We start from the raw sequence: 20888 nt of genomic DNA on the forward strand, positions 1-20888 counted from the left end.
GCCAAACAATGAACTTAAAAAACAAAAAGAGGTTCTTATCTAAAGGTCGATATGAGTTAAAATATCGCGGGGAAAGCTGTAAAAACTGTCATCACTCCTTGGATAAAAGCGATAAGTACTGCCCCAACTGCTCACAGGCCAACAGCACTAAAAAACTCACTTTAAAAGACTTTTTTGACGAGTTCCTTTCCAGTTTGGTCAATTACGATTCCAAACTTTTGAATACCTTGTTTACGATGCTCCGTAAGCCAGGCACCATCACCAAAGACTATATTAATGGCAAGCGAATGTCCTACACCAATCCGTTTCGCTTTCTGTTAAGCCTTGCCTTTATTTATTTATTGCTGGTAGGATACAACAGTTCCTTAAATTCACTGGACCAGCTCAAAATAGAGGAAAATTTACAGGATGAGTTTACGGTTAACCTAAGCATGGAGAAGGTACTGGAACAGGACAGTATCACTTCTGGCGGACAGCTCAAAAAGGTGTTTTTTGATTTAGACTCCTTAAGGGCAGAAGACCCAAAATTGCTCAAAGGAGTGCCAAACCTTGATTCCATACAACAGCTAATTGATTTAAATGCCAAGGAAACCCAAAGAATGGACTCCCTTATGCTGGCCAATCCAACAGCATATTTTCAGGAATTGGAGCAAAGCCAGGACGATTTCATGCTGTTTTCCAAAATGAAGTTTTTCTACAGGTCCATTAAAAAGGATTCCATAGCGTCCTTTGATGACGCAGTAACTAACTACGGTATTACAGACAATTGGAGCAACCGCAAGATTTTTAATGCATCACAGAGCCTATTAAGGGTTGTGCAACAACCTGCGGCATGGTTAAATGATACCATTGCCAAGTTGCCATTTGTGGTATTTTTATTTTTGCCGTTGTTTACTGTCTTCCTTTTTGTGGTGTATATCCGTAAAAAGTATACCTATACCGATCATTTAATCTTCAGTTTTCACAACCAATCCTTATTATTTATCTTGCTCATCCTAAGCTTTACGGTAGACGCTATTTTTAAATGGTCTACGACGGGATTGTTCTTGCTTCTTTTTGCAGTATATCTGTTTAAGGCAATGAGAAGGTTCTACGGGCAAGGGTATTTAAAGACACTAATTAAATATGTATTCTTAAACATAGTTTTCATGTTTTTAGCAGTACTGACAACCGTTCTGCTTTTTACTGGAAGCATTATTACGTATTAACAGGTATGACTACACAAGTTACAAAAGGCATCAAAGTATCCGTACAAACTTCTTTTGAAGGCACCTTCTTTAAGAACTACAAAATGCATTATGCGTTTGGATATACCATCAGCATAGAAAACCAAAGCAAGGACGTGGTACAATTGACTACCAGACATTGGGATGTTTTTGACTCACTTAAAGAAATGGAGGCCATAGACGGAGAAGGTGTTATTGGCAAAAAGCCAGTGATAAGACCTGGCAAATCCCATACCTATAGTTCTGGATGCCTTTTGGCGTCCCCTATTGGAGCCATGAAAGGCTATTATCATATTATGAATTTGACCACTTCACAAATTATTGAGGTACCGGTACCTACCTTTAAATTTGCCGCTGCCTTCGCCATGAATTAATAAGTGGTAACATGCTTAGCAAGCACAGTAAAGTAGCCTTTATACGACGTAGACCTATTTCCTAATATCCGATTGGCGTTTTTAGTTTGAAAAAAGCATTGCTTACCTTTGCCAAAATTTTAAACAACTAAAAATTTCTACAATGGGCAAAGGTTTTTTTCAAGTTCCAACAGCAATTAATGAGCCTATCTTAAGTTACGCGCCGGGCACCCCTGAACGTGAAAACGTGCTAAAGCAATATAAGGCGTTTTATAATGGAAAAATGGAAGTTCCACTCTATGTAGGAAGCCAAGAAATAAAAACTGGAACTACGGAAACCATGTCTCCTCCGCATGACCACCAGCACGTTGTGGGCCATTACCATGTTGCAGATAAAAAAATAACACAGGACGCGATTGACAGTTGTTTGGCCTCCAGAGCGGCCTGGGCCAACCTAACTTGGGAACAACGCGCCGCCATCTTTCTTAAAGCTGCGGAGTTGATTGCCGGCCCTTACAGGGCAAAAATCAACGCAGCTACCATGATTGCACAATCCAAGACCATTCATCAGGCGGAAATTGATGCCGCATGTGAGTTCATAGATTTTCTGCGTTTTAATGTAGAATACATGTCACAGATTTATGAAGAGCAACCAGAATCCGCAGCAGGTATTTGGAACAGGGTAGAATATAGGCCACTGGAAGGATTTGTCTATGCCATTACCCCTTTTAATTTTACCGCCATAGCAGGTAACCTTCCTGCCAGTGCAGCCATGATGGGCAATGTGGTACTATGGAAGCCAAGCGATAGTCAAGTATTTTCTGCAAAAATCATTATGGATGTCTTTAAAGAGGCCGGCTTACCGGATGGGGTAATCAATATGGTCATGGGTGATCCTGTCATGATTACGGAAACCGTCCTTTCCAACGCCAATTTTTCCGGCCTTCATTTTACGGGCTCCACCCATGTGTTTAAGGAGCTTTGGAAACAAATTGGCCAAAATATCCACACCTATAAAACCTACCCCAGAATTGTAGGGGAAACTGGAGGGAAGGATTTTATTATTGCACATCCAACGGCAAAGCCAGAACAAGTGGCTACCGCCATTGTTCGAGGGGCTTTTGAATTTCAGGGGCAAAAATGTAGTGCGGCCTCAAGGGTATATTTACCAAAATCTACTTCAGATGCAATCCTTAGCCTGGTCAAAAAGGACATGGAAAGCTTTAACCCACCAGGTTCACCGGAGGATATGTCCAATTTTATTACAGCTGTTATCCACGAAGCCTCATTTGACAAATTGGCCCATTACATAGACCAAGCAAAAGCAGACGAAAATGCTGAAATTTACGCTGGAGGCGGATACGACAAATCAAAGGGATATTTTATTGAACCCACGGTAATTCTTACCAAAGACCCAAAATACACCACAATGTACACCGAATTGTTTGGACCCGTGGTTACCATATACGTATACAACGATCAAGATTGGGGCAAGACCTTAAAATTAGTTGACGAAACTTCGGAATACGCACTCACTGGGGCTGTACTTTCTAGAGACCGTTATGCCATTGACGAGGCAACCAAAGCCTTACAAAACTGCGCCGGCAACTTTTATATCAATGATAAACCAACAGGTGCGGTAGTTGGGCAGCAACCATTTGGAGGGGCAAGGGCCTCTGGCACCAATGATAAAGCCGGTTCTGCACAAAACCTATTGCGTTGGGTATCACCAAGATTGATCAAGGAAACTTTTGTGACCCCAGAGGATTATAGATATCCATTTTTAGGGTAGTGGAACCTTACCATAGAAAAAATGACCCCGATAATCCAAGCAGATTAACGGGGTCATTGTTACAATAATTAAAGACATTTTAGGCAACCCAATGCAATGCCCCACATCTAAAATCGAAAAAATCTTATGAAAATCGGGGTTGCCATTGCACTGTCCTTACTACTTTTTCCCTGCTGCAGCACAGACAGCAATAAGTGGCCATAAGCGCTTGTAGGGTCTCTAACCCAATTGAAAATCTGGCATGGTTGCAAACCGAAATAGCGCTGCGGGAGGCAAACCAAACCGAGTTTGGGCGTTTTGGTTTTATTACCTAGGGGATTTTGAACGGCACAACCGTTTTTTTGTACCGCAACTGTCACCCCCTTGCGAATACGGTGATTCCCGTACTCAATTGTGAGGGTGTAACCCAAGGTGTTTTAAATGATATGATTCTACCATCCGAAATTGAGGAGGAAACCTTGATTTGGAAGAACCAAGATTCCGCCTGTGCCCTTGACAACTTCGGAAACCCGTAACCAAAAAATGTAAAATCCATCTCCCCTTGTGAAATCTTGATTTGCTCCCAACAAAAAGGAAACATAATTTTAATGTAAATTTTACGTTAATTAATTGTTTCTAAATAATTATTAACTAACTTTATTGGGTATATGACCGCGCTTGGCAATATGTTGATTACATTGGGCATTTGGGTTGAAAATTTTTGGGGCTATCTCAAAAATTATGCTCGTAAGTGCAGAATTGTATATGCCCATGTATATTTTACTTAAATTCCCACAGTGCAAGACCGCTAGGAATTCACCGCCACAAGAAATAATAAAAGGATTGATTCCAAGTTGAGTCTTAGAGTTACATCACCCTTGGAAATACCAACAAAACATTTGGACAGCCTTATAATGCCGAGCGCTCCATCCCGTACATAAAATATTCACAAGACACTTCAGATTTTTAGTACCTTTAAAGCAACGCCTAGAGACGAATTTTGGGCGCATTGAACCTTAAAATCATTATGATGAAAAACTTAGTCACCCTTGGCATGCTATTGTGCATCGTCATTTCGTATGCCCAAGACAATTTAGCCCAAGCTACCATACAAGGGGTATTGCAAGGCAACCAAAAACAAGTGATTCAATTGGCCGAGGCCTTTTCCGAAGAGCAATACAACTGGCGCCCAGCAGACGGGGTGAACTCTGTTGGGGAGGCACTTCTACACGTTGCTGGTGCCAACTATTATTTAGCGATGAAGATGGGGTTTCCACCACCGGAAGATGTGGATATGATGACTATCGGAAAGATTACAGGTAAAGACAATATCATTGCGGCCCTCAAAAAATCCAACACTTTTGTCTTGGATAAAATCATGATGGTAAACACGGATGATTTAGCTACAGAAGTGGACTTTGGATTTGCCAAAATGAACAAAATGGGTGGCCTATTGGCCATGATGGAGCACAACGGCGAGCATAAAGGCCAATTAATTGCCTATGCTCGTTCCAACGGTGTTGTTCCGCCGTGGAGTAAATAAATTCATGAGACTAGTGAAATAAAAAGCCTTTTAAATTGCATTTAAAAGGCTTTTTAATACGGATAAGATTACTATGCCGTTATAAACCCTGTGAAGGAAGTTAAATTAAGAACAAAACAAGTACTTGGATTACTGCTAGCCCCTTTACTGTGGTTATTTAATTCCTGCAGCCCTATTGGTGATGCCGTGGACAAGGACCGGTCCAATAATTACTATTTCGGAAAAGGGAAAAAGGATATTTTCTATAGTCGTGGCGGGAATTGGTTTGCCTTGGGAAAAACTGCCTTGAATGCAGATGTGCCCTCATTTAAAGTGCTGGGTGCGGAAATAGCTCGTGATAAGAACCATCTATATTACCAATCCGTGATTGTGGATGCCTCGTCATTGGATATGAAAAGCCTGTTTACCACAAATGGGCCGTACGCTGATAACCTGCTCATGGATAAAAATGGTGTATTCTATATAGCATATGAAAAGACCAAAGATTATGCAGCTATCGCAAAACCTATTAAAAATGCAGACCCAAACACATTTCAACGAAAAGATTTCAATTGGGCAAATGACCATCAAAATTGGTATTATCGCAATCAATTAATTGCTGTCCATTATGATAGTTTTGATGTGTTATCTGAATTCTTCAGTAAAGACCGTAGTAACGCCTATTACCATTATGGGGATGTTTTTCAAGATTTAGAAGCACATTACCCAACTTTTGATATTATGGAGCATAAGAATTACGCCATGGATAAAGAAACGGTGTACTTTATGAACTACGATGCAACAGACAACTTTAAGAATACCAAGGTCATCAAAATTGTCTCGGAAGGTCAAAAACCTAAGTTTTTAAGTGAAGTCTTTCTTACTATAGGGGAAAAAGTTTATTGTAACGGCAACCTATTGGACATAACAACCTCCGAAGCTGAAGTGGTAGGTGAATTTTACCTAAAGAATAAATCCAAAGTGTATTATTTTGACCAGCTCCTTGAAGATGCAGATGCAACAACCTTCACTGAAAATGAAAAAGGATTTATTGGAGATACAACCAGTTTCTACAGAGGCACGGAACGTTTTCGGTTAGACAAAGAAAAGTAGTGGCTCCTATCTATATGGAAGTTATTCCAGTTAACCTTTAGAAACGGCTATCTGCAATGGGCGGCATTAACCATCTGTAGGCCTTGTATGGCCAAACCGGCACTAACCCTTAAATTTTTGTGGCAAATAAACCACCTTTTTGGTTTCAAAAAAAGGCTCGTGAAAATACTGGGCCAAATCAAATACCTGCACATTGCGGTAATCCTTTAGCTCTTCCGTTAAATCACCACCTTTTAGATATAAAATCCCATTTTGCCGCTCGTGAGCCGACTCTTTTTTAAGTTTCCCCTTTGTCCAATGCACAAAAGTGGGCATTGCCGCTACTGCCCTACTGACTATAAAATCAAACCTTCCTGGCAAATCCTCTACCCGTGTATGTTGGGCGGTAACATTTTCCAAACCCAATTGGTCTATGACCTCTTGTACCACTTTAATTTTTTTACCGATGGCATCCACAAGCGTAAATTGGGTATTTGGATGCAAAATCGCAAGGGGAATTCCCGGAAAACCGCCTCCAGTCCCAACATCTAAAATCTGCGCTCCTTCGTTAAAGCGTTGTACCTTGGATATGCCCAAAGAATGTAGCACATGACGTAGGTAAAGCTCATCAATATCCTTTCTGGAAACCACGTTGATTTTTTTGTTCCAATCTTGATATACAGCCTCCAACTTCTTAAAATGGGCCTGCTGTTGGGCGCTGAGCATCGTAAAATATTCAAATACCAAAGAAACGTCCATGTGTATTATTTTAATTTCGGCAAAAATAATATATTTAAAGCCCGTCATGGGCATTCTCTTGGTTGGGGATAATATTAAGTACCTTTGAAAAAAAAATTATTTATGAGTAAAGAGACCATTCGATTTTCTAGAAAAGACTCTGCCAAATTTTTCCGAACCCTAAATAAAAGGGTAAATCAATATTTTGCCGAAAACAAAATCAAAAAAACAGGAAACTGGAAATTACACTTAAAGACCATTATAATGTTTGGGCTTTTTCTGACGCCCTACTTTCTTATCTTGACTTTAGACCCTCCCTTTTGGGCCTATTTACTGCTATCCATGCTTATGGGCGTTGGGATGGCCGGCGTTGGGATGAATGTGATGCATGACGGCAACCATGGAGCTTATTCCAACAAAAAATGGGTTAACAAAGTAATGGGGAGTAGCATTTACATTTTAGCTGGGAATGTCTATAACTGGCAGGTGCAGCATAACGTACTGCACCATACCTATACCAATATCCATGAACATGATGAAGATATGGAAGCGGGCAGGATACTAAGGTTCTCCAAACATGCCGAATGGAAGAAATATCATAAGTTTCAACATTACTACTCCATTTTTCTCTATGGATTGTTAACCTTCAATTGGGCCATTACTACAGACTTTCAACAAATGTACCGCTACATGAAAAGGAAACTGTCTTACGGGAAATTACCTAGCCCCGCCATTAACTGGACGACACTGGTAATCACCAAACTGCTTTACATTACCATTTGGATCGTATTGCCTTTGTTGTTTGTATCCGTTGCCTGGTGGCAAGTCTTATTGGGATTTTTTATCATGCATTATGTTGCGGGCGTCATTTTAAGTGTCGTTTTTCAATTGGCACACATTGTTGATGATGCGCAGACCCCTTTACCAGACGAAACTGGCACCATGAAAAACACCTGGGCCATCCATCAATTGTTCACTACGGTAAATTTTGGAACCAAAAACAGGATTGTAAATTGGTTCACGGGAGGGCTAAACCATCAAGTGGAACATCATATCTTCCCTAACATCAGCCATATTCATTACACAAATATTGCTAAAATTGTGAAAGAAACGGCCAAGGAATTTAATTTACCCTACAACGAATATAAGACCACAAGAAAAGCGATAATTTCGCATTTTAAACATTTAAAGCAACTGGGCCAACAACCCTCATTGCAGTACTAGAAACTTTCTTGAAACATGAGTAACCAACTTTCGGATAGGATTAATAATGTTACTCCGTCCGCCACTCTTGAAATGGCCGCAAAGGCTCGCGAATTAAGGAGCCAAGGCAAAGATATTATTGGTCTAAGTTTAGGAGAGCCAGATTTTGGGACACCGGATTATATTAGGGAGGCCGCCATACAAGCTGTGAACGATGGCTACAACTCCTATACCCCGGTTGATGGCTACTTAGAACTTAAGGAAGCGATCATCACAAAATTTAAACGGGATAACCAATTAGCATATGAGCCAAGCCAAATTGTAGTCTCCACAGGGGCAAAGCAAGCGCTTTACAATGTTGCGCAGGTGTGTTTAAATGAAGGTGATGAAGTTATCCTGCCCTGCCCTTATTGGGTAAGTTACAGCGATATTGTAAAGCTGGCGGGCGGCAAACCCGTGGAAGTGGCCACCTCCATAACCAATGATTTTAAAATGACCGCGGAACAGTTGGAGCGAGCCATTACCCCAAAAACAAAAATGCTCTGGTACAGTTCCCCGTGCAACCCCAGTGGCTCCATCTATAGTAAAGAGGAATTGCGGGCACTGGCGGATGTGCTACAAAAACACCCTGAAATAATAGTCGTTAGTGATGAGATTTATGAGCATATCAATTATGGTGTTACCAAACATGCTTCTATGGCTTCCTTTGATGGTATGTATGGGCGCACCGTTACTGTGAACGGCGTGGCAAAAGCATTTGCCATGACCGGTTGGAGAATAGGGTATATTGGTGCCCCCACTTATATCGCTAGAGCCTGCAATAAACTACAGGGACAAGTAACCAGTGGCGCCAACTGTATTGCCCAACGGGCCGTAATCACCGCTTTAGAGGAGTCCCCCGACAGGGTTCAATATATGGTTGATGAGTTTAAGGAGCGTAGAAAGCTTATTTTGGATTTGCTCAGCAGCATAGAAGGGTTTACCTGTAATGAGCCAGAAGGTGCCTTTTACGTTTTTCCAGATATCTCATATTACTTTGGAAAAACCCTACACGGAACCGAAATCAAGAATGCATCGGACTTTGCCATGTATATCTTGGAAAACGCCAATGTGGCCACGGTCACCGGGGATGCCTTTGGAAATCCCAACGGAATCCGGATTTCTTATGCCGCATCCAAGGAGCAGATAAGGACGGCCATGGAACGCATTAAGAGCGTGCTATAAAAAAGTGGTTTTTATAAATTTCTAAGGCCGATGCACTTCTTGTTCATCGGCTTTTATATTTTCTTCCAGAAATAAGGTGTCATGATAATCAGCACTGTAAATAGCTCCAATCTACCCAAAAGCATTAAAAAGCCACACCACCATTTGCCAAAAGCGGGCAGTTCGCTAAAGTTTACCACTGGATTTAGGTCTCCCAACGCAGGACCAACATTACCTAAAGAGGAGGCAGACCCACCTATGGCAGATTCAAAATCCAACCCTAGAAAACCCAATACCAAGGCACCGATAATAAAAAGTAGCATATAGAGCACAAAGAAGCCTATAATATTGTAAACAATATGCTCCGAGACCGTTTTATTGTTATAGCGAACGGGTATGATAGCATTGGTATGCAAGGTGCGCTTAAACTCCAAGATACCGTTTTTAATAATCAATAGGTGGCGCATTACCTTTATACCTCCTGAAGTAGAGCCGGCTGACCCACCTAAAAACATCAACCCAAAAAAGAAAACGGTTAAGAATGGGGTCCAATTGGTAAAGTCTGCCGTTACAAAACCTGTGGTGGTCACAATGGCAATTACCTGAAATAACGCATGCCTAAAGCCACTCTCTGCTGCACCAAAAATTTGCGGATGGTAGTCAGAAACGGGAACATCTGCCTGCAACCAGACAATGAACCCTGATACCAACGTAAAACCAAAAATAAAAAAACCGTACACCCTAAACTCTTCATCTTTTAAAACACGCTGTACCTTCCCGGTAAAGGCAAAATAACTTAGCACAAAATTTGTTCCTGCCAAAAACATGAAAACTATGATAATATATTGAATCAAGGGTTGATCGTTCCAAAAGGCAACACTTGCATTTTTGGTAGAGAACCCTCCGGTGGAAAGGGTGGCCAAAGCATGGTTTACCGCATCAAAAAAAGACATTCCGGCCAATTTTAACAATATGGTCTCTGCAACGGTATATCCTACATAAATGTACCATAAACGTTTTGCCGTATCCGTTATCCTCGGGTGAAGCTTATCCCCTCCAGGCCCCGGCGCCTCCGCTGCAAAAAGCTGCATCCCACCAATTCCCAAAAGTGGTAAGATGGCAATGGCCAATACAATGATCCCCATGCCACCGATCCAATGGGTAAGGCTACGCCATAGCAAAATCCCCTCTGGAAGGGACTCAATATCGTTTAAAATGGAGGCTCCGGTGGTGGTATATCCGGATATGGTTTCAAAAAACGCATTGGTCACATTAGGAATGGCACCTGAAAAAATATAGGGTAAAACGCCAGATATGGACATGATCAACCAACCAAAGGTCACAATGATATACCCTTCCTTCCTTTTTACCTCCTTACGATGTCCCCGCGTATAAAACATGGCCATTACCCCAACAAGCATGGTAACAACGGCGGCCATGGTGATATCCAAGGTTGCTCCATCCTTATAAAAACCGCTTACCAAAGCGGCTACAACCATAAAGCCCCCGTTACACAGTAACAACAGACCCATGATATGAAGGATGATTCTAAAATTTAGCCACATTATAAGAAGAGCTTTTCTATTTTGGGTATGGCCTTGGGCAGACTGCAAACCACGACCTTATCCCCTGCCTTTATGGTGAAATCCCCTAAAGCTATAATTCCCTTTCCATCCCTGATTACCCCACCAATAATGGCTTCCCTCGGAAAATCCAACTCTTTGATGGTTTCTCCAGTTACCATGGAATTTGCCTTGACCTCAAACTCAAGTATCTCCGCATTTAAGTTATTTAAACGCGTTAACGCCAATACTTTGCCCCTTCTGACGTACCTAAAGATATTATTGGCCGCCAACAACTTTTTATTGATTAGGGTATCAATACCAATGGACTGTGATAGCTGAAAATAATCCATATTCTCTACAAGGGCAATGGTCTTTTTTATGCCCTTGGATTTTGCCATAAGACAGGACATGATGTTGGTCTCGGAATTGCCGGTGACAGAAATAAAGGCATCCATGGACTCCAAACTCTCTTCTTCCAACAACTCCACATTTCTACCATCACCGTTGATGACAAGCGCGTTGGGCAAATCGTCAGAGATGTCAAAGGCTTTGTCTTTGTTCTTCTCAATAACCTTTACGTTATATTTTCTTGCACAAAGGTCCCGCGCGGTTTTAAAGCCTACTTTGCTACCCCCTAAAATCATGACATTTTTAATGTCCCGTTTGTGAACTCCGGTAAGCTTGTACAATTCTTCTACCCCCTCTGCACATATTACAAAATAAACCTGATCTCCTTCCTTAAAAACGGTATCCCCGCGGGGTATCAAGGTATATTGGGTTCCCATGCGCTGCAACGCTATGGGCATAAAATGCAGTTCCGTAAAAATCTTGGCTGCCTCCTTCACGGTTTTTCCCACGAACGGGGCTGTTTTTGGCAGAAATACCCCAACCATGGTGAGCAGGCCACCTTCAAACTGATAGGTGTCGTTAAAAGCGGCTTGGTTCAACAATAACTGAATTTCCGTTGCCGCCAACTCTTCGGGAGAAATCAATTCATCAATACCTAGCTCGGCAAATTTAATAAGTTCCTTATTGTCTATAAACTCCGTGTTAGAAATCCGGGCTATGGTCTTTTTACTTCCCAATTGTTTGGCCAACAAGCAAAGCGTAAGGTTAGTAGTCTCCGAAGCGGTAACCCCAATGACCAAATCAGAGGTAGCCACCTTGGCGTCGTTCAACACTTCTATACTTGTAGCGTCACCTCTTAATACCCTTATATCCAAGTGGTTATCAGCATACGTAAGGCTTTCTCTATCTGTATCTATTAACGTAATCTCTTGAGCTTCATAAGACAAAAGTTTTGCCAAATGGAACCCAACCTCTCCAGCACCTGCAATGATTATCTTCATTACCCGACCATAAATTTACCCATTTCTAAGGATACCACTGCATTGTGGCATACTACAATTATCATGAACACCACCTTGGCATTTTCTTTTTTTATAGAGGTTTAGGCTATTCCGTTTATCCAAAAAAACAATCGGACCTGGCGGTTTTCCTTTGAAAAATTTCCGTAGGGTTGGTGTTGTCCAAACGTAAAAAACAGCTAAAACTTAGAACAAAATTACATAATATTTTACATCCTATCCCCATACTGCCTAGTATGTGTTATTGTATCTTTGCACCAAAATTGCACATGTCAAAAAGCGTCAAACCTTACAAAGACTCGGATTTGGGCAAAAAAGCCCAAGTCACCAAAATGTTTGACACCATCTCTAGCAATTACGATGGACTAAACAGGGTTATCTCAATGGGTATAGACGTTAAATGGAGGAAGCGCGTAGTGGCGCTGGTAGGGCGCAAAAAACCAAAAAACATCTTGGATATTGCCACCGGAACAGGAGATTTGGCGATTGCTTTGGTAGCTACAGGTGCGCAACACATTGTGGGCCTAGATATTTCCACGGGCATGTTGGAAGTTGGAAAAGATAAGATTGCAGAAAAAAAGCTATCTAAGACTATTGAAATGGTGGTAGGTGACAGTGAAAACTTACCTTTTGAACCCAACACCTTTGACGCCATTACCGTAGCCTTTGGGGTGCGTAATTTTGAAAACTTGGAAAAAGGGCTCGCAGAGATTTACAGGGTGCTCAAACCTTCTGGTACTTTTGCCGTTTTGGAAACTTCCGTTCCAACCAAAACCCCTTTTAAACAAGGATATAGGCTCTACACCAAATTTGTTTTGCCATTGGTAGGAAGGATTTTCTCCAAGGATGATTCGGCATACAAGTATTTATCGGACTCAGCCGCTGTTTTTCCGTATGGTGGGCAATTCAACAATATTTTGAAGAAAATTGGGTTTATAGGTATACAACACAAACCCCAAACATTAGGGGTTGCTACCATCTATATCGCTTCAAAATAATTGAATGAAAAAAATATTTTTTCTTATCCTTCTGACGGTCTGTGGGTGTTTGGGCACAAACGCACAGTTTAGGAAAGATCCTATTTTGAATATCCAGAACGAGGATAAAAAACCTCTGAACTTTGGGTATTTTTTGGGCTTTAATCAATATGATTTTCAATTTGAGTACAAAAACGATATTGGGCAAGACATTTTAGTGGACAAGGCCTTTGGGTTCAACGTTGGGGTATTGGGCGAACTGCGGATCAACGAATTTTTAGACCTTAGGTTTGAACCAGGACTTTTATATACCGCTAGGACATTAGGCTTCCCAGGTTTCACCAACGAGGCGGACGCCATTAGGGAAGTACGCTCTACCTACATCCGCTTTCCACTGCTTTTAAAGGTGAGTACAAAAAGGTTCAATAATTTAAAACCCTTTATCATCGGGGGAGGCTACACGGCCATCAACCTAGGGTCCAAAGAGGATAGCTTGGCCGATAATGCCAGTGGGGAATTTAGAATGACAGGTGATGTTTATGGATATGAACTAGGCTTTGGAATTGACTTCTACACCGAGTTTTTTAAATTCACACCTTCCATCCGCGGGGTGTTTGCCCTAACCGATGAACTTATCAGGGACAACGACCCCAACAGTCCGTGGACCGGAAATATTGCCGGAATGCGAACCAGGGGCATTTTCATCAACCTTACATTTGAGTAGGAAAGGCCACATTTACGCAGTGCTCCGTTTAACCCACCATAAATACGTTTAAAACCGCCTTAGCTCATTCAGCAAAATACCGGTTGCGGTGGAAACATTAAGACTTTCCGCACTTTGTTCCCCATACTGCGGAATGCTTATTTGCTTGGTGACCAGTGCTGAGATTTCTGGAGATATCCCATGGGCCTCATTACCCATGACCAAAATTCCTGATGTAGGCCAAGCCATTTCATATACGGATTTTCCTTGTATAAATGTACCGTAAATCGGTAGTTTGGTATCCTTTAAATACGTACTTAGCTCCGTATAGTGGACAGACACCCTGGCAATGGAACCCATGGTTGCCTGCAACACCTTTGGATTAAAACAATCCACTGTATTACTGGAGCACACCATGTTCTTAATGCCGTACCAGTCACAAAGCCTAATAATGGTACCCAAATTACCTGGGTCCCGAACATCATCCAAGGCTACTACCCAATCCTCCGTGGGAACCGAATTCTTTTCTGGCATCTGAAAGACGGCCAAAACGCCATTTGGTGTTCGCAGCGCACTCATTTTTACCAACTCTTCCGCAGTGATTTCCTCCACAGAATGTCCGTAAAATAGAGCTAGGTTAGCTTTGGTAGCATATAATTTTTCCAACACAAAACCGGCGTTTAGCAATTCCATCACCACTTTTATACCCTCCACAAAAAACAGATTTTTCTGATTTCGGTATTTTTTTTGATGTAAACTTCTAACCTGCTTGATTTGGTTTTTGCCAACCATCTTAAATCACTTAATTTTGATTGTTATGAAATTACCCAAAGTGCTAAAAACACGCGCGACAAAAATAGCCTTATTATTGGGAGTGATTTCATTGATTGGTTGCAACGCCCTAAAAAAGGTAGGTGAAAACGAAGTGTTGCTCACCAAAACCACCATCTATGCGGATGGTGACAAGGTGGGTGGTGAAGAAATTGAAGGGCTGTTATTACAAAAGCCCAACGCCAGTATTCTAGGTTACCCATTAAAACTCCAACTTTACAATTTGGCAAAGGACAATCCCGATTCCCTTTTCCAAAATTGGTTAAACAAAAAGAAGGGCAGGGAGAAAAGATTGCGCAACCTACTATCCCAAAAACAAGTCAATAGGCTTGGGGAATCTTTTCTGGTCAGTGGCTACAATACCTTTTTAAAACGTGTTGGTGAACCACCTTCCATCATTGACACAGCAAAATCCCGAAAAAGTACAGAAAATTTAGAAGCTTATTACGGAACCAAGGGTTATTTTAACAGCAAGGCGGATTATACCATTACGGCCACCAAGAAAAAACGGCGCGCAGTACTGGAGTACAATGTAGACCTAGGCCCTGCATACAGTATTGACACCATTGTGGAAAATATTCTTGCAAAACCGTTGGACTCCTTGTATCAGAAAAATAAAAACAAAGCGATCGTGAAATCCGGGGACCAATTTGATCTTGGGAAATTTACACGGGAAAGGCAGCGGTTGGGCAAGCTTTTTAGAAACTCTGGGGTTTATAATTTTCAGGAAAGCTCCATTCGTTTTACCATAGAAAGGGATACCACCTTGGCAGTGAAAGACCCAAAAATGAATGTTTTGCTCAACATCAGCAATCCGGCTACAAGAAACGATACCATTCCAAGCAAACCTTACCAAATTAGTAGGTTTAAAAAGATAAACATCTATGCGGACTATGGGTTTAGCGATAATATTACCCAACTGCAAAGCATAGATTACAACAACTATACGATTTACTTTAAAGACAAATTAAAATACAAGCCAAAGGCGCTTACTGATGCTGTTTTTTTTAAACAGGATAGCATTTATAGGGATATTGACTATGTGCGCACCAACAGGCAGATTACCAACCTTAACACCTTTAGGTACCCCTCCATCAAATTTGATGAAGACTATGATAATGCATCACTGGTAGCCAATATCTTTTTAGCGCCAAGACCCAAATACTCCTTGGACACCTCTGTGGAAATATCTAGATCGGACATACAACTTGTGGGCACTGCATTTTCCGCTTCCATAATCTCTAGAAACGTGTTTGGTGGAGCAGAAACCTTAAGTTTCTCGGCTAGGGGATCCATTGGCTTATTGGCAGATGCGCCTACTGAAGACGATTTTACATCAGAAGTGGGTGGGGATATTAACCTGACGTTTCCCCGCATCTGGTTTCCAATGAATACGGAAAAATTGATACCCTATTACATGTTGCCCCAAACCAGGCTATCCGTAGGTACCAATTTTCAAAATAATCTTGGATTGGACCGGCAGTCCCTTAACTCGGTTTTAACCTACACATGGACGCCTACAGACTTTACCAAAAATTCCATTGAACTGCTCAATATTGAATTTGTGCGGAATACCGATGTGAATGACTTTTTTAGGGTTTACAATAATACCTATAACCGCTTGGACGATATAGCAGACCGTTTTGATGGTTTTAACGACCCCTTGGACGTTTTGGACAATAGCACAAACTTTCCTGAACTGGCAGACGCATTTGAGGTCTTACCCAATGACCCAAACCCTAGGTTACTTATACCGGACAATGGAGAAAATTCCGTTGATGGCACCGGAACTTTTATAGATGCCGTACTAAGTGGGGCGGTGCCCACGGACAATGACACCATTAGATTGGTACGCAGGATCAGGGAACAACAAAGAAGATTAACACAAAACAACCTGATTTTTGCCTCCAATTTTACCTTTCAAAAAAACAACAGGCAAGGGATTAATGACAATGATTTTTTTCAATATCGCTTTAAACTGGAAAGTGCCGGCAACTTACTAAATTTAGTGTCACGGGTCATCCCTTTTGAAACCGATGGGGAAACCGGCCAACGTTTGGTCTATGGTGTACCCTTTTCCCAATACGTGAAATCCGAATTTGACTACATTAGGCACTGGGGGCTTAAAAACGACCAGGTTGTTGCCTTTAGGGGTTTTATTGGGATGGCCGTACCTTACGGAAATGCCAACAGCATCCCCTTTGTTCGCAGTTACTTTGCCGGTGGATCTAATGACAACAGGGCGTGGACGGTATACTCCCTTGGCCCCGGCAGAACGCAGAATCTAAACGATTTTAATGAGGCCAATTTTAAGATAGGATTAAACCTGGAATACCGTTTCCCTATCGCAGGAAATATTAAAGGTGCGCTTTTTGCCGATGGCGGTAATATTTGGAATGTTTTTGATAATGTTGACAATGAGGATGCTACCTTTAATGGGTTAGCCTCCCTTGGTGATTTGGCCCTTGGCACCGGATTTGGGCTTAGATATGACTTTACTTACTTTATCATTAGGCTAGATACCGGGTTTAAAACCTATAATCCGGCACTTGAAGGGTCCGATAGATGGTTCTCCAATTACTTCAATAATCCGGTATTCAATATCGGTATCAATTATCCCTTTTAGCCTGATTATTTTCTTACTTTTGTTCTTTGTTTTAACCTTAAACCAATAAAAACACATGGCGCACAATATAAAACCAGGAGTGGCAACGGGAGATGAAGTCCAAGCCATATTCAACTATGCAAAGGAAAAAGGATTTGCATTGCCTGCAGTGAACGTAATCGGTTCCAATACAATAAATGGGGTTTTAGAGACCGCTGCGGCCTTAAACTCCCCCGTTATCATTCAATTCTCCAACGGAGGGGCACAATTTAACGCTGGGAAAGGACTTTCCAATGAAAACCAACAAGCAGCGATTAAAGGGGCCATTGCCGGGGCAAAACACGTTCATGAAATGGCAGAGGCCTATGGTGCCGTGGTCATCCTTCATACAGATCACTGTGCCAAAAAATTATTGCCTTGGATAGATGGCCTTTTGGATGCCAGCGAAAAACACTACAAAGAGACCGGAAAGCCTTTATACAGCTCACACATGATAGATTTATCCGAGGAGCCCATAGAGGAAAATATAGGCACCTGTAAAAAATATTTGGAACGCATGGCCAAGATGGACATGACCTTGGAAATTGAATTGGGCGTTACCGGTGGTGAAGAAGATGGGGTGGATAATACGGATGTAGATAGCTCCAAGTTATATACACAACCAGAGGAAGTGGCCTATGCGTATGAAGAACTTTCTAAAGTGAGCCCTAGGTTTACAGTGGCGGCGGCCTTTGGGAACGTGCACGGAGTGTACAAACCAGGTAACGTAAGCCTAACCCCAAAAATTTTGAAAAACTCGCAAGAATTTGTTTCCCAAAAATACGGTGTGGAACACAATCATATTGATTTTGTATTCCACGGTGGTTCTGGATCTACGGTAGAAGAGATTAGGGAGGCCATTGGTTATGGGGTCATTAAAATGAACATTGATACGGATCTGCAATATGCGTTCATGTCCGGCATCAGAAATTACATGGAAGGAAAAGCTGCCTATTTACAATCCCAAATTGGGAATCCTGACGGTGAGGATGTTCCAAACAAAAAGCATTACGATCCAAGGGTGTGGCTAAGGGAAGGTGAAAAAACATTTGTAGAAAGATTAAAAAAGGCTTTTGAAGACTTAAATAACATAAACACGCTTTAATCAAAATCCCCTAGGTTTATGACAGCTTGGTTCAAAAGAAAGGAAAAAGGAATACAAACGGCTACCGAGGAGAAGAAGGACACCCCAAAAGGACTTTGGTACAAGTCCCCTACTGGTAAAATTGTAGAATCGGAAGACCTGGCCAAAAACTTTTATGTAAGTCCGGAAGACGACTACCATGTGCGTATTGGCAGTAAGGAGTATTTTGAAATTCTTTTTGATGACAATACCTTTAAAGAATTGGATGAGAAACTGACATCCAAAGACCCCCTTAAATTTGTGGACACCAAAGCCTATTCTGACCGCTTAAAAGCAGCCAAGGCAAAGACCAAACTTAATGATGCCGTTAGAACCGCCATAGGAAAGTCCATGGGCAAGGAATTGGTTATCGCCTGTATGGATTTTAGCTTTATAGGTGGATCTATGGGTAGTGTTGTGGGCGAAAAAATTGCCCGTGCCATAGATATGGCAAAAAAGAAAAAAGCACCATTCCTAATGATTTCAAAATCAGGTGGTGCCAGGATGATGGAGGCGGCACTTTCCTTAATGCAATTGGCCAAAACTTCTGCAAAGTTGGCCCAATTGGCAGAGGCAAAGATTCCTTATATTTCGCTATGTACAGACCCAACTACCGGCGGAACCACTGCGTCTTACGCTATGTTGGGTGATATCAATATTTCAGAACCGGGAGCACTTATAGGATTTGCGGGACCAAGGGTCGTAAAGGACACAACTGGCAAAGAACTTCCAGAAGGCTTCCAAACTTCGGAATTTGTGCAAGAACATGGATTTTTAGACTTTATTACCCACCGAAGGGATTTAAAGAAAAAAGTAAACCTTTATATTGATTTGATTCAAAACCTACCGGTGAGAAAAGAAAAAGAGCTTGTTTAGAACAAGCTCTTTTTTTCAACATGATGTAACGTATTTGGTTTGCAGCCCAAATCCGTTCTTTGCCGCTACTTAATCATTCTTTAAAAACCTTCTTAAAGAAACCTCTTGCACATCGCCATTTGGCAAGGTCAATACTCCCTTGGCATCACAATTGCCATCACCAAAATCCAAACTGGCCATGTTTCCACGTCTACTGATAGTCAATACCCCGCTGACTGCAAACCTGCATGCGGTTTCCCTTCTCAGGGGCACAATAATCTCTTTCTCAAAAACAGCACCGGATTTTGCCGTAAATGTCCTTTTTCCTGTAATCAAGAAGACATTATCACCCCAAAAACCACTTCCAAAACCTTCAATCCATTCACGGGTTCTAGACCCATTGAGGGAAGTCACGTCACCATTGGGCCATGTTGCATCAAAACTGACAGTGGCGGTAGCCTGTGGATTGCCATTGCCGTTGGACCTCATCCTAAGGATATCCGCACCACCTTCAACTGCAACGCCATTAAAGGTAAAATCTTCCAACGACAGTTTTATGGTCTTTTGGGCAACATCCATGTCCTTTTCATAGGTCAAAACCAAAAGGCCACTTAGGATATTGCCATTGGGCAATTCACAACCTTCCCCAAAATCCAGCGTTCTTTCTTTGGTAGTATCGGTCACTACCGTGGTTACCGTTACACAGTCTGGTAAATAATCCGATCGGTAGTTGAATTTTGAAAATGTAGAAATCTCATCTTCGGCATAACTATCTTCGGCAATGTTCATTAATTCCTCCGCTAAGAACTCAGATTCGTCAGCAGTTTTTAGTTCCGCAATGGTAATCACTTCAGTCTCGGTTGCTACGTCTTGGGTTTCCGCCTCTTCTTTGGAGCAGGATACTGCCATGATCCCGGCCATAAGGATGGTGGCCAATTGTCTTACACTTGTTACATTCTTTCTCATTGTACTAATTTTTACGTTTGTATTGGGGCTAAATATTTTTCAAGAAGAACTAGTATACCCTTGAAAATATCAGATGTTATTCCACAACATCCTATGCTATGACCCGTTTCCAAGAAAAAGGTTTAATTGGGGTCCAAAAAATATCATCAGATCACTACCGTATAATTCTCACTAAGGCTTAACCGTTTTCATAAAAAGAACTATATTTGCCGACTGATTGAAAAACAGTCAGGTACATAAAAATCATTTAAAAGAATATTGGAATGTATTTAACCAAAGAAGTAAAGGCCGGGATTTTTAAAAAACACGGCGGTTCTGAAGGGAACACAGGTTCTACTGAAGGACAGATTGCGTTGTTCACACATCGCATCAACCATTTAACCACCCATTTAAAAAGAAACCACAAAGACTTTAACACAGAGCGTTCCTTGGTACGCTTGGTAGGTAAAAGACGGTCTCTTTTAGATTACCTAAAAAAGAAAGACATTGAAAAATACCGTGCTTTAATTAAAGAACTAGGTATTAGAAAATAAAAACGATGGGAGCATTTTTGCTCCCATTATTTTTGTCCATACCTTTGGACACATAGTAAAAGTCCTCATACATAGTATTGGGGCAAACAAAAAGCTGCTTTCAGTTTTTCATTGGTCCGTGCATCGCACACACACAACAACACAACAACCCGACCGTCCGGATGGCGGTAGACCAATTGTTTAACAAGTCCTTCAATACCAATTGGGGGCAACACA

Annotated in this window: 19 protein-coding genes; 14 read left to right on the top strand and 5 right to left on the bottom strand. The window is 41.6% G+C overall.

The genetic code is table 11. The features are described from left to right. Nucleotides 1-8: 8 nt before the first annotated feature. The 6 genes from I595_RS16445 to I595_RS16470 all read left to right on the top strand — a co-directional run bounded on the left by I595_RS16445 (nt 9) and on the right by I595_RS16470 (nt 5985). The gene (locus I595_RS16445; RefSeq protein WP_054560545.1) at nt 9-1208 is read left to right on the top strand and encodes a DUF3667 domain-containing protein; all 1200 of its coding nucleotides are present in this window, start codon (nt 9-11) and stop codon (nt 1206-1208) included. 5 nt (nt 1209-1213) lie between these two features. Further along, nucleotides 1214-1600 (top strand): Co2+/Mg2+ efflux protein ApaG, encoded by a 387-nt coding sequence (apaG, locus tag I595_RS16450; protein ID WP_054560546.1) that lies wholly within the window; start codon nt 1214-1216, stop codon nt 1598-1600. A 142-nt stretch (nt 1601-1742) separates the two neighbouring features. After that, nucleotides 1743-3371, top strand: a complete 1629-nt coding sequence (gene pruA, locus I595_RS16455; protein WP_054560547.1) for an L-glutamate gamma-semialdehyde dehydrogenase — start codon at nt 1743-1745, stop codon at nt 3369-3371. Nucleotides 3372-3691: 320 nt separating this feature from the next. After that, entirely contained in the window at nt 3692-3886 is a 195-nt protein-coding gene (locus I595_RS16460) for a hypothetical protein (protein WP_054560548.1), read from the top strand. Between the two features lie 494 nt (nt 3887-4380). Continuing rightward, nucleotides 4381-4893, top strand: coding sequence for a DinB family protein (locus tag I595_RS16465; RefSeq protein WP_054560549.1), 513 nt, complete (start codon nt 4381-4383; stop codon nt 4891-4893). Nucleotides 4894-4983: 90 nt separating this feature from the next. Beyond that, a complete protein-coding gene (locus I595_RS16470; RefSeq protein ID WP_054560550.1) occupies nt 4984-5985 on the top strand; it encodes a DKNYY domain-containing protein in 1002 nt (333 codons plus the stop codon). Between the two features lie 102 nt (nt 5986-6087). On the opposite strand, the gene rsmG is transcribed toward I595_RS16470, so the two are convergent. Further along, nucleotides 6088-6723: a 16S rRNA (guanine(527)-N(7))-methyltransferase RsmG gene (gene rsmG / locus I595_RS16475; protein WP_054560582.1), complete on the bottom strand. Its 636-nt coding sequence runs from the start codon at nt 6721-6723 to the stop codon at nt 6088-6090. 102 nt (nt 6724-6825) lie between these two features. Between rsmG and I595_RS16480 the strand changes: the two genes are divergently transcribed. Together I595_RS16480 and I595_RS16485 are read left to right on the top strand one after the other, a co-directional pair. After that, nucleotides 6826-7926: a fatty acid desaturase family protein gene (locus tag I595_RS16480; protein WP_054560551.1), complete on the top strand. Its 1101-nt coding sequence runs from the start codon at nt 6826-6828 to the stop codon at nt 7924-7926. Nucleotides 7927-7941: 15 nt separating this feature from the next. Continuing rightward, nucleotides 7942-9129, top strand: a complete 1188-nt coding sequence (locus tag I595_RS16485) for a pyridoxal phosphate-dependent aminotransferase (RefSeq protein WP_054560552.1) — start codon at nt 7942-7944, stop codon at nt 9127-9129. A 53-nt stretch (nt 9130-9182) separates the two neighbouring features. On the opposite strand, the gene I595_RS16490 is transcribed toward I595_RS16485, so the two are convergent. Both I595_RS16490 and trkA read right to left on the bottom strand, forming a co-directional pair. Continuing rightward, complete coding sequence (locus I595_RS16490) at nt 9183-10673, bottom strand: TrkH family potassium uptake protein (RefSeq protein WP_054560553.1); 1491 nt, start codon at nt 10671-10673, stop codon at nt 9183-9185. After that, complete coding sequence (gene trkA, locus I595_RS16495; RefSeq protein WP_054560554.1) at nt 10673-12022, bottom strand: Trk system potassium transporter TrkA; 1350 nt, start codon at nt 12020-12022, stop codon at nt 10673-10675. Before trkA ends, I595_RS16490 begins: the two co-directional genes overlap by 1 nt. Nucleotides 12023-12309: 287 nt before the next feature. Here trkA and ubiE point away from each other — a divergent pair, with 287 nt between their 5' ends. Further along, the gene (gene ubiE, locus I595_RS16500; protein WP_054560555.1) at nt 12310-13038 is read left to right on the top strand and encodes a bifunctional demethylmenaquinone methyltransferase/2-methoxy-6-polyprenyl-1,4-benzoquinol methylase UbiE; all 729 of its coding nucleotides are present in this window, start codon (nt 12310-12312) and stop codon (nt 13036-13038) included. Between the two features lie 4 nt (nt 13039-13042). Beyond that, on the top strand, nt 13043-13741 hold the full coding sequence (gene porT / locus I595_RS16505; RefSeq protein WP_054560556.1) for a type IX secretion/gliding motility protein PorT/SprT: 699 nt from the start codon (nt 13043-13045) through the stop codon (nt 13739-13741). Nucleotides 13742-13789: 48 nt separating this feature from the next. On the opposite strand, the gene I595_RS16510 is transcribed toward porT, so the two are convergent. Next, nucleotides 13790-14512, bottom strand: coding sequence for a TrmH family RNA methyltransferase (locus tag I595_RS16510; protein ID WP_054560557.1), 723 nt, complete (start codon nt 14510-14512; stop codon nt 13790-13792). Nucleotides 14513-14537: 25 nt separating this feature from the next. On the opposite strand from I595_RS16510, the gene tamL reads away from it, so the two are divergent. Genes tamL through accD form a run of 3 tightly spaced genes read left to right on the top strand, consistent with a single transcriptional unit; the run spans nt 14538 to nt 19194 of the window. Further along, a complete protein-coding gene (tamL, locus tag I595_RS16515) occupies nt 14538-17177 on the top strand; it encodes a translocation and assembly module lipoprotein TamL (protein WP_054560558.1) in 2640 nt (879 codons plus the stop codon). Between the two features lie 55 nt (nt 17178-17232). Further along, entirely contained in the window at nt 17233-18300 is a 1068-nt protein-coding gene (gene fbaA / locus I595_RS16520) for a class II fructose-bisphosphate aldolase (protein ID WP_054560559.1), read from the top strand. Between the two features lie 18 nt (nt 18301-18318). Continuing rightward, nucleotides 18319-19194, top strand: coding sequence for an acetyl-CoA carboxylase, carboxyltransferase subunit beta (gene accD, locus I595_RS16525; protein ID WP_054560560.1), 876 nt, complete (start codon nt 18319-18321; stop codon nt 19192-19194). A gap of 69 nt (nt 19195-19263) precedes the next feature. On the opposite strand, the gene I595_RS16530 is transcribed toward accD, so the two are convergent. After that, complete coding sequence (locus I595_RS16530; protein ID WP_054560561.1) at nt 19264-20139, bottom strand: hypothetical protein; 876 nt, start codon at nt 20137-20139, stop codon at nt 19264-19266. A gap of 263 nt (nt 20140-20402) precedes the next feature. On the opposite strand from I595_RS16530, the gene rpsO reads away from it, so the two are divergent. Further along, nucleotides 20403-20672 carry a 30S ribosomal protein S15 gene (rpsO, locus tag I595_RS16535; RefSeq protein ID WP_054560562.1) on the top strand — a complete coding sequence of 90 codons (270 nt, stop codon included), beginning with the start codon at nt 20403-20405 and terminating at the stop codon, nt 20670-20672. Nucleotides 20673-20888: the final 216 nt, after the last annotated feature.

This window comes from Croceitalea dokdonensis DOKDO 023 (assembly GCF_001306415.1).
Taxonomy (GTDB): Bacteria; Bacteroidota; Bacteroidia; order Flavobacteriales; family Flavobacteriaceae; genus Croceitalea; species Croceitalea dokdonensis.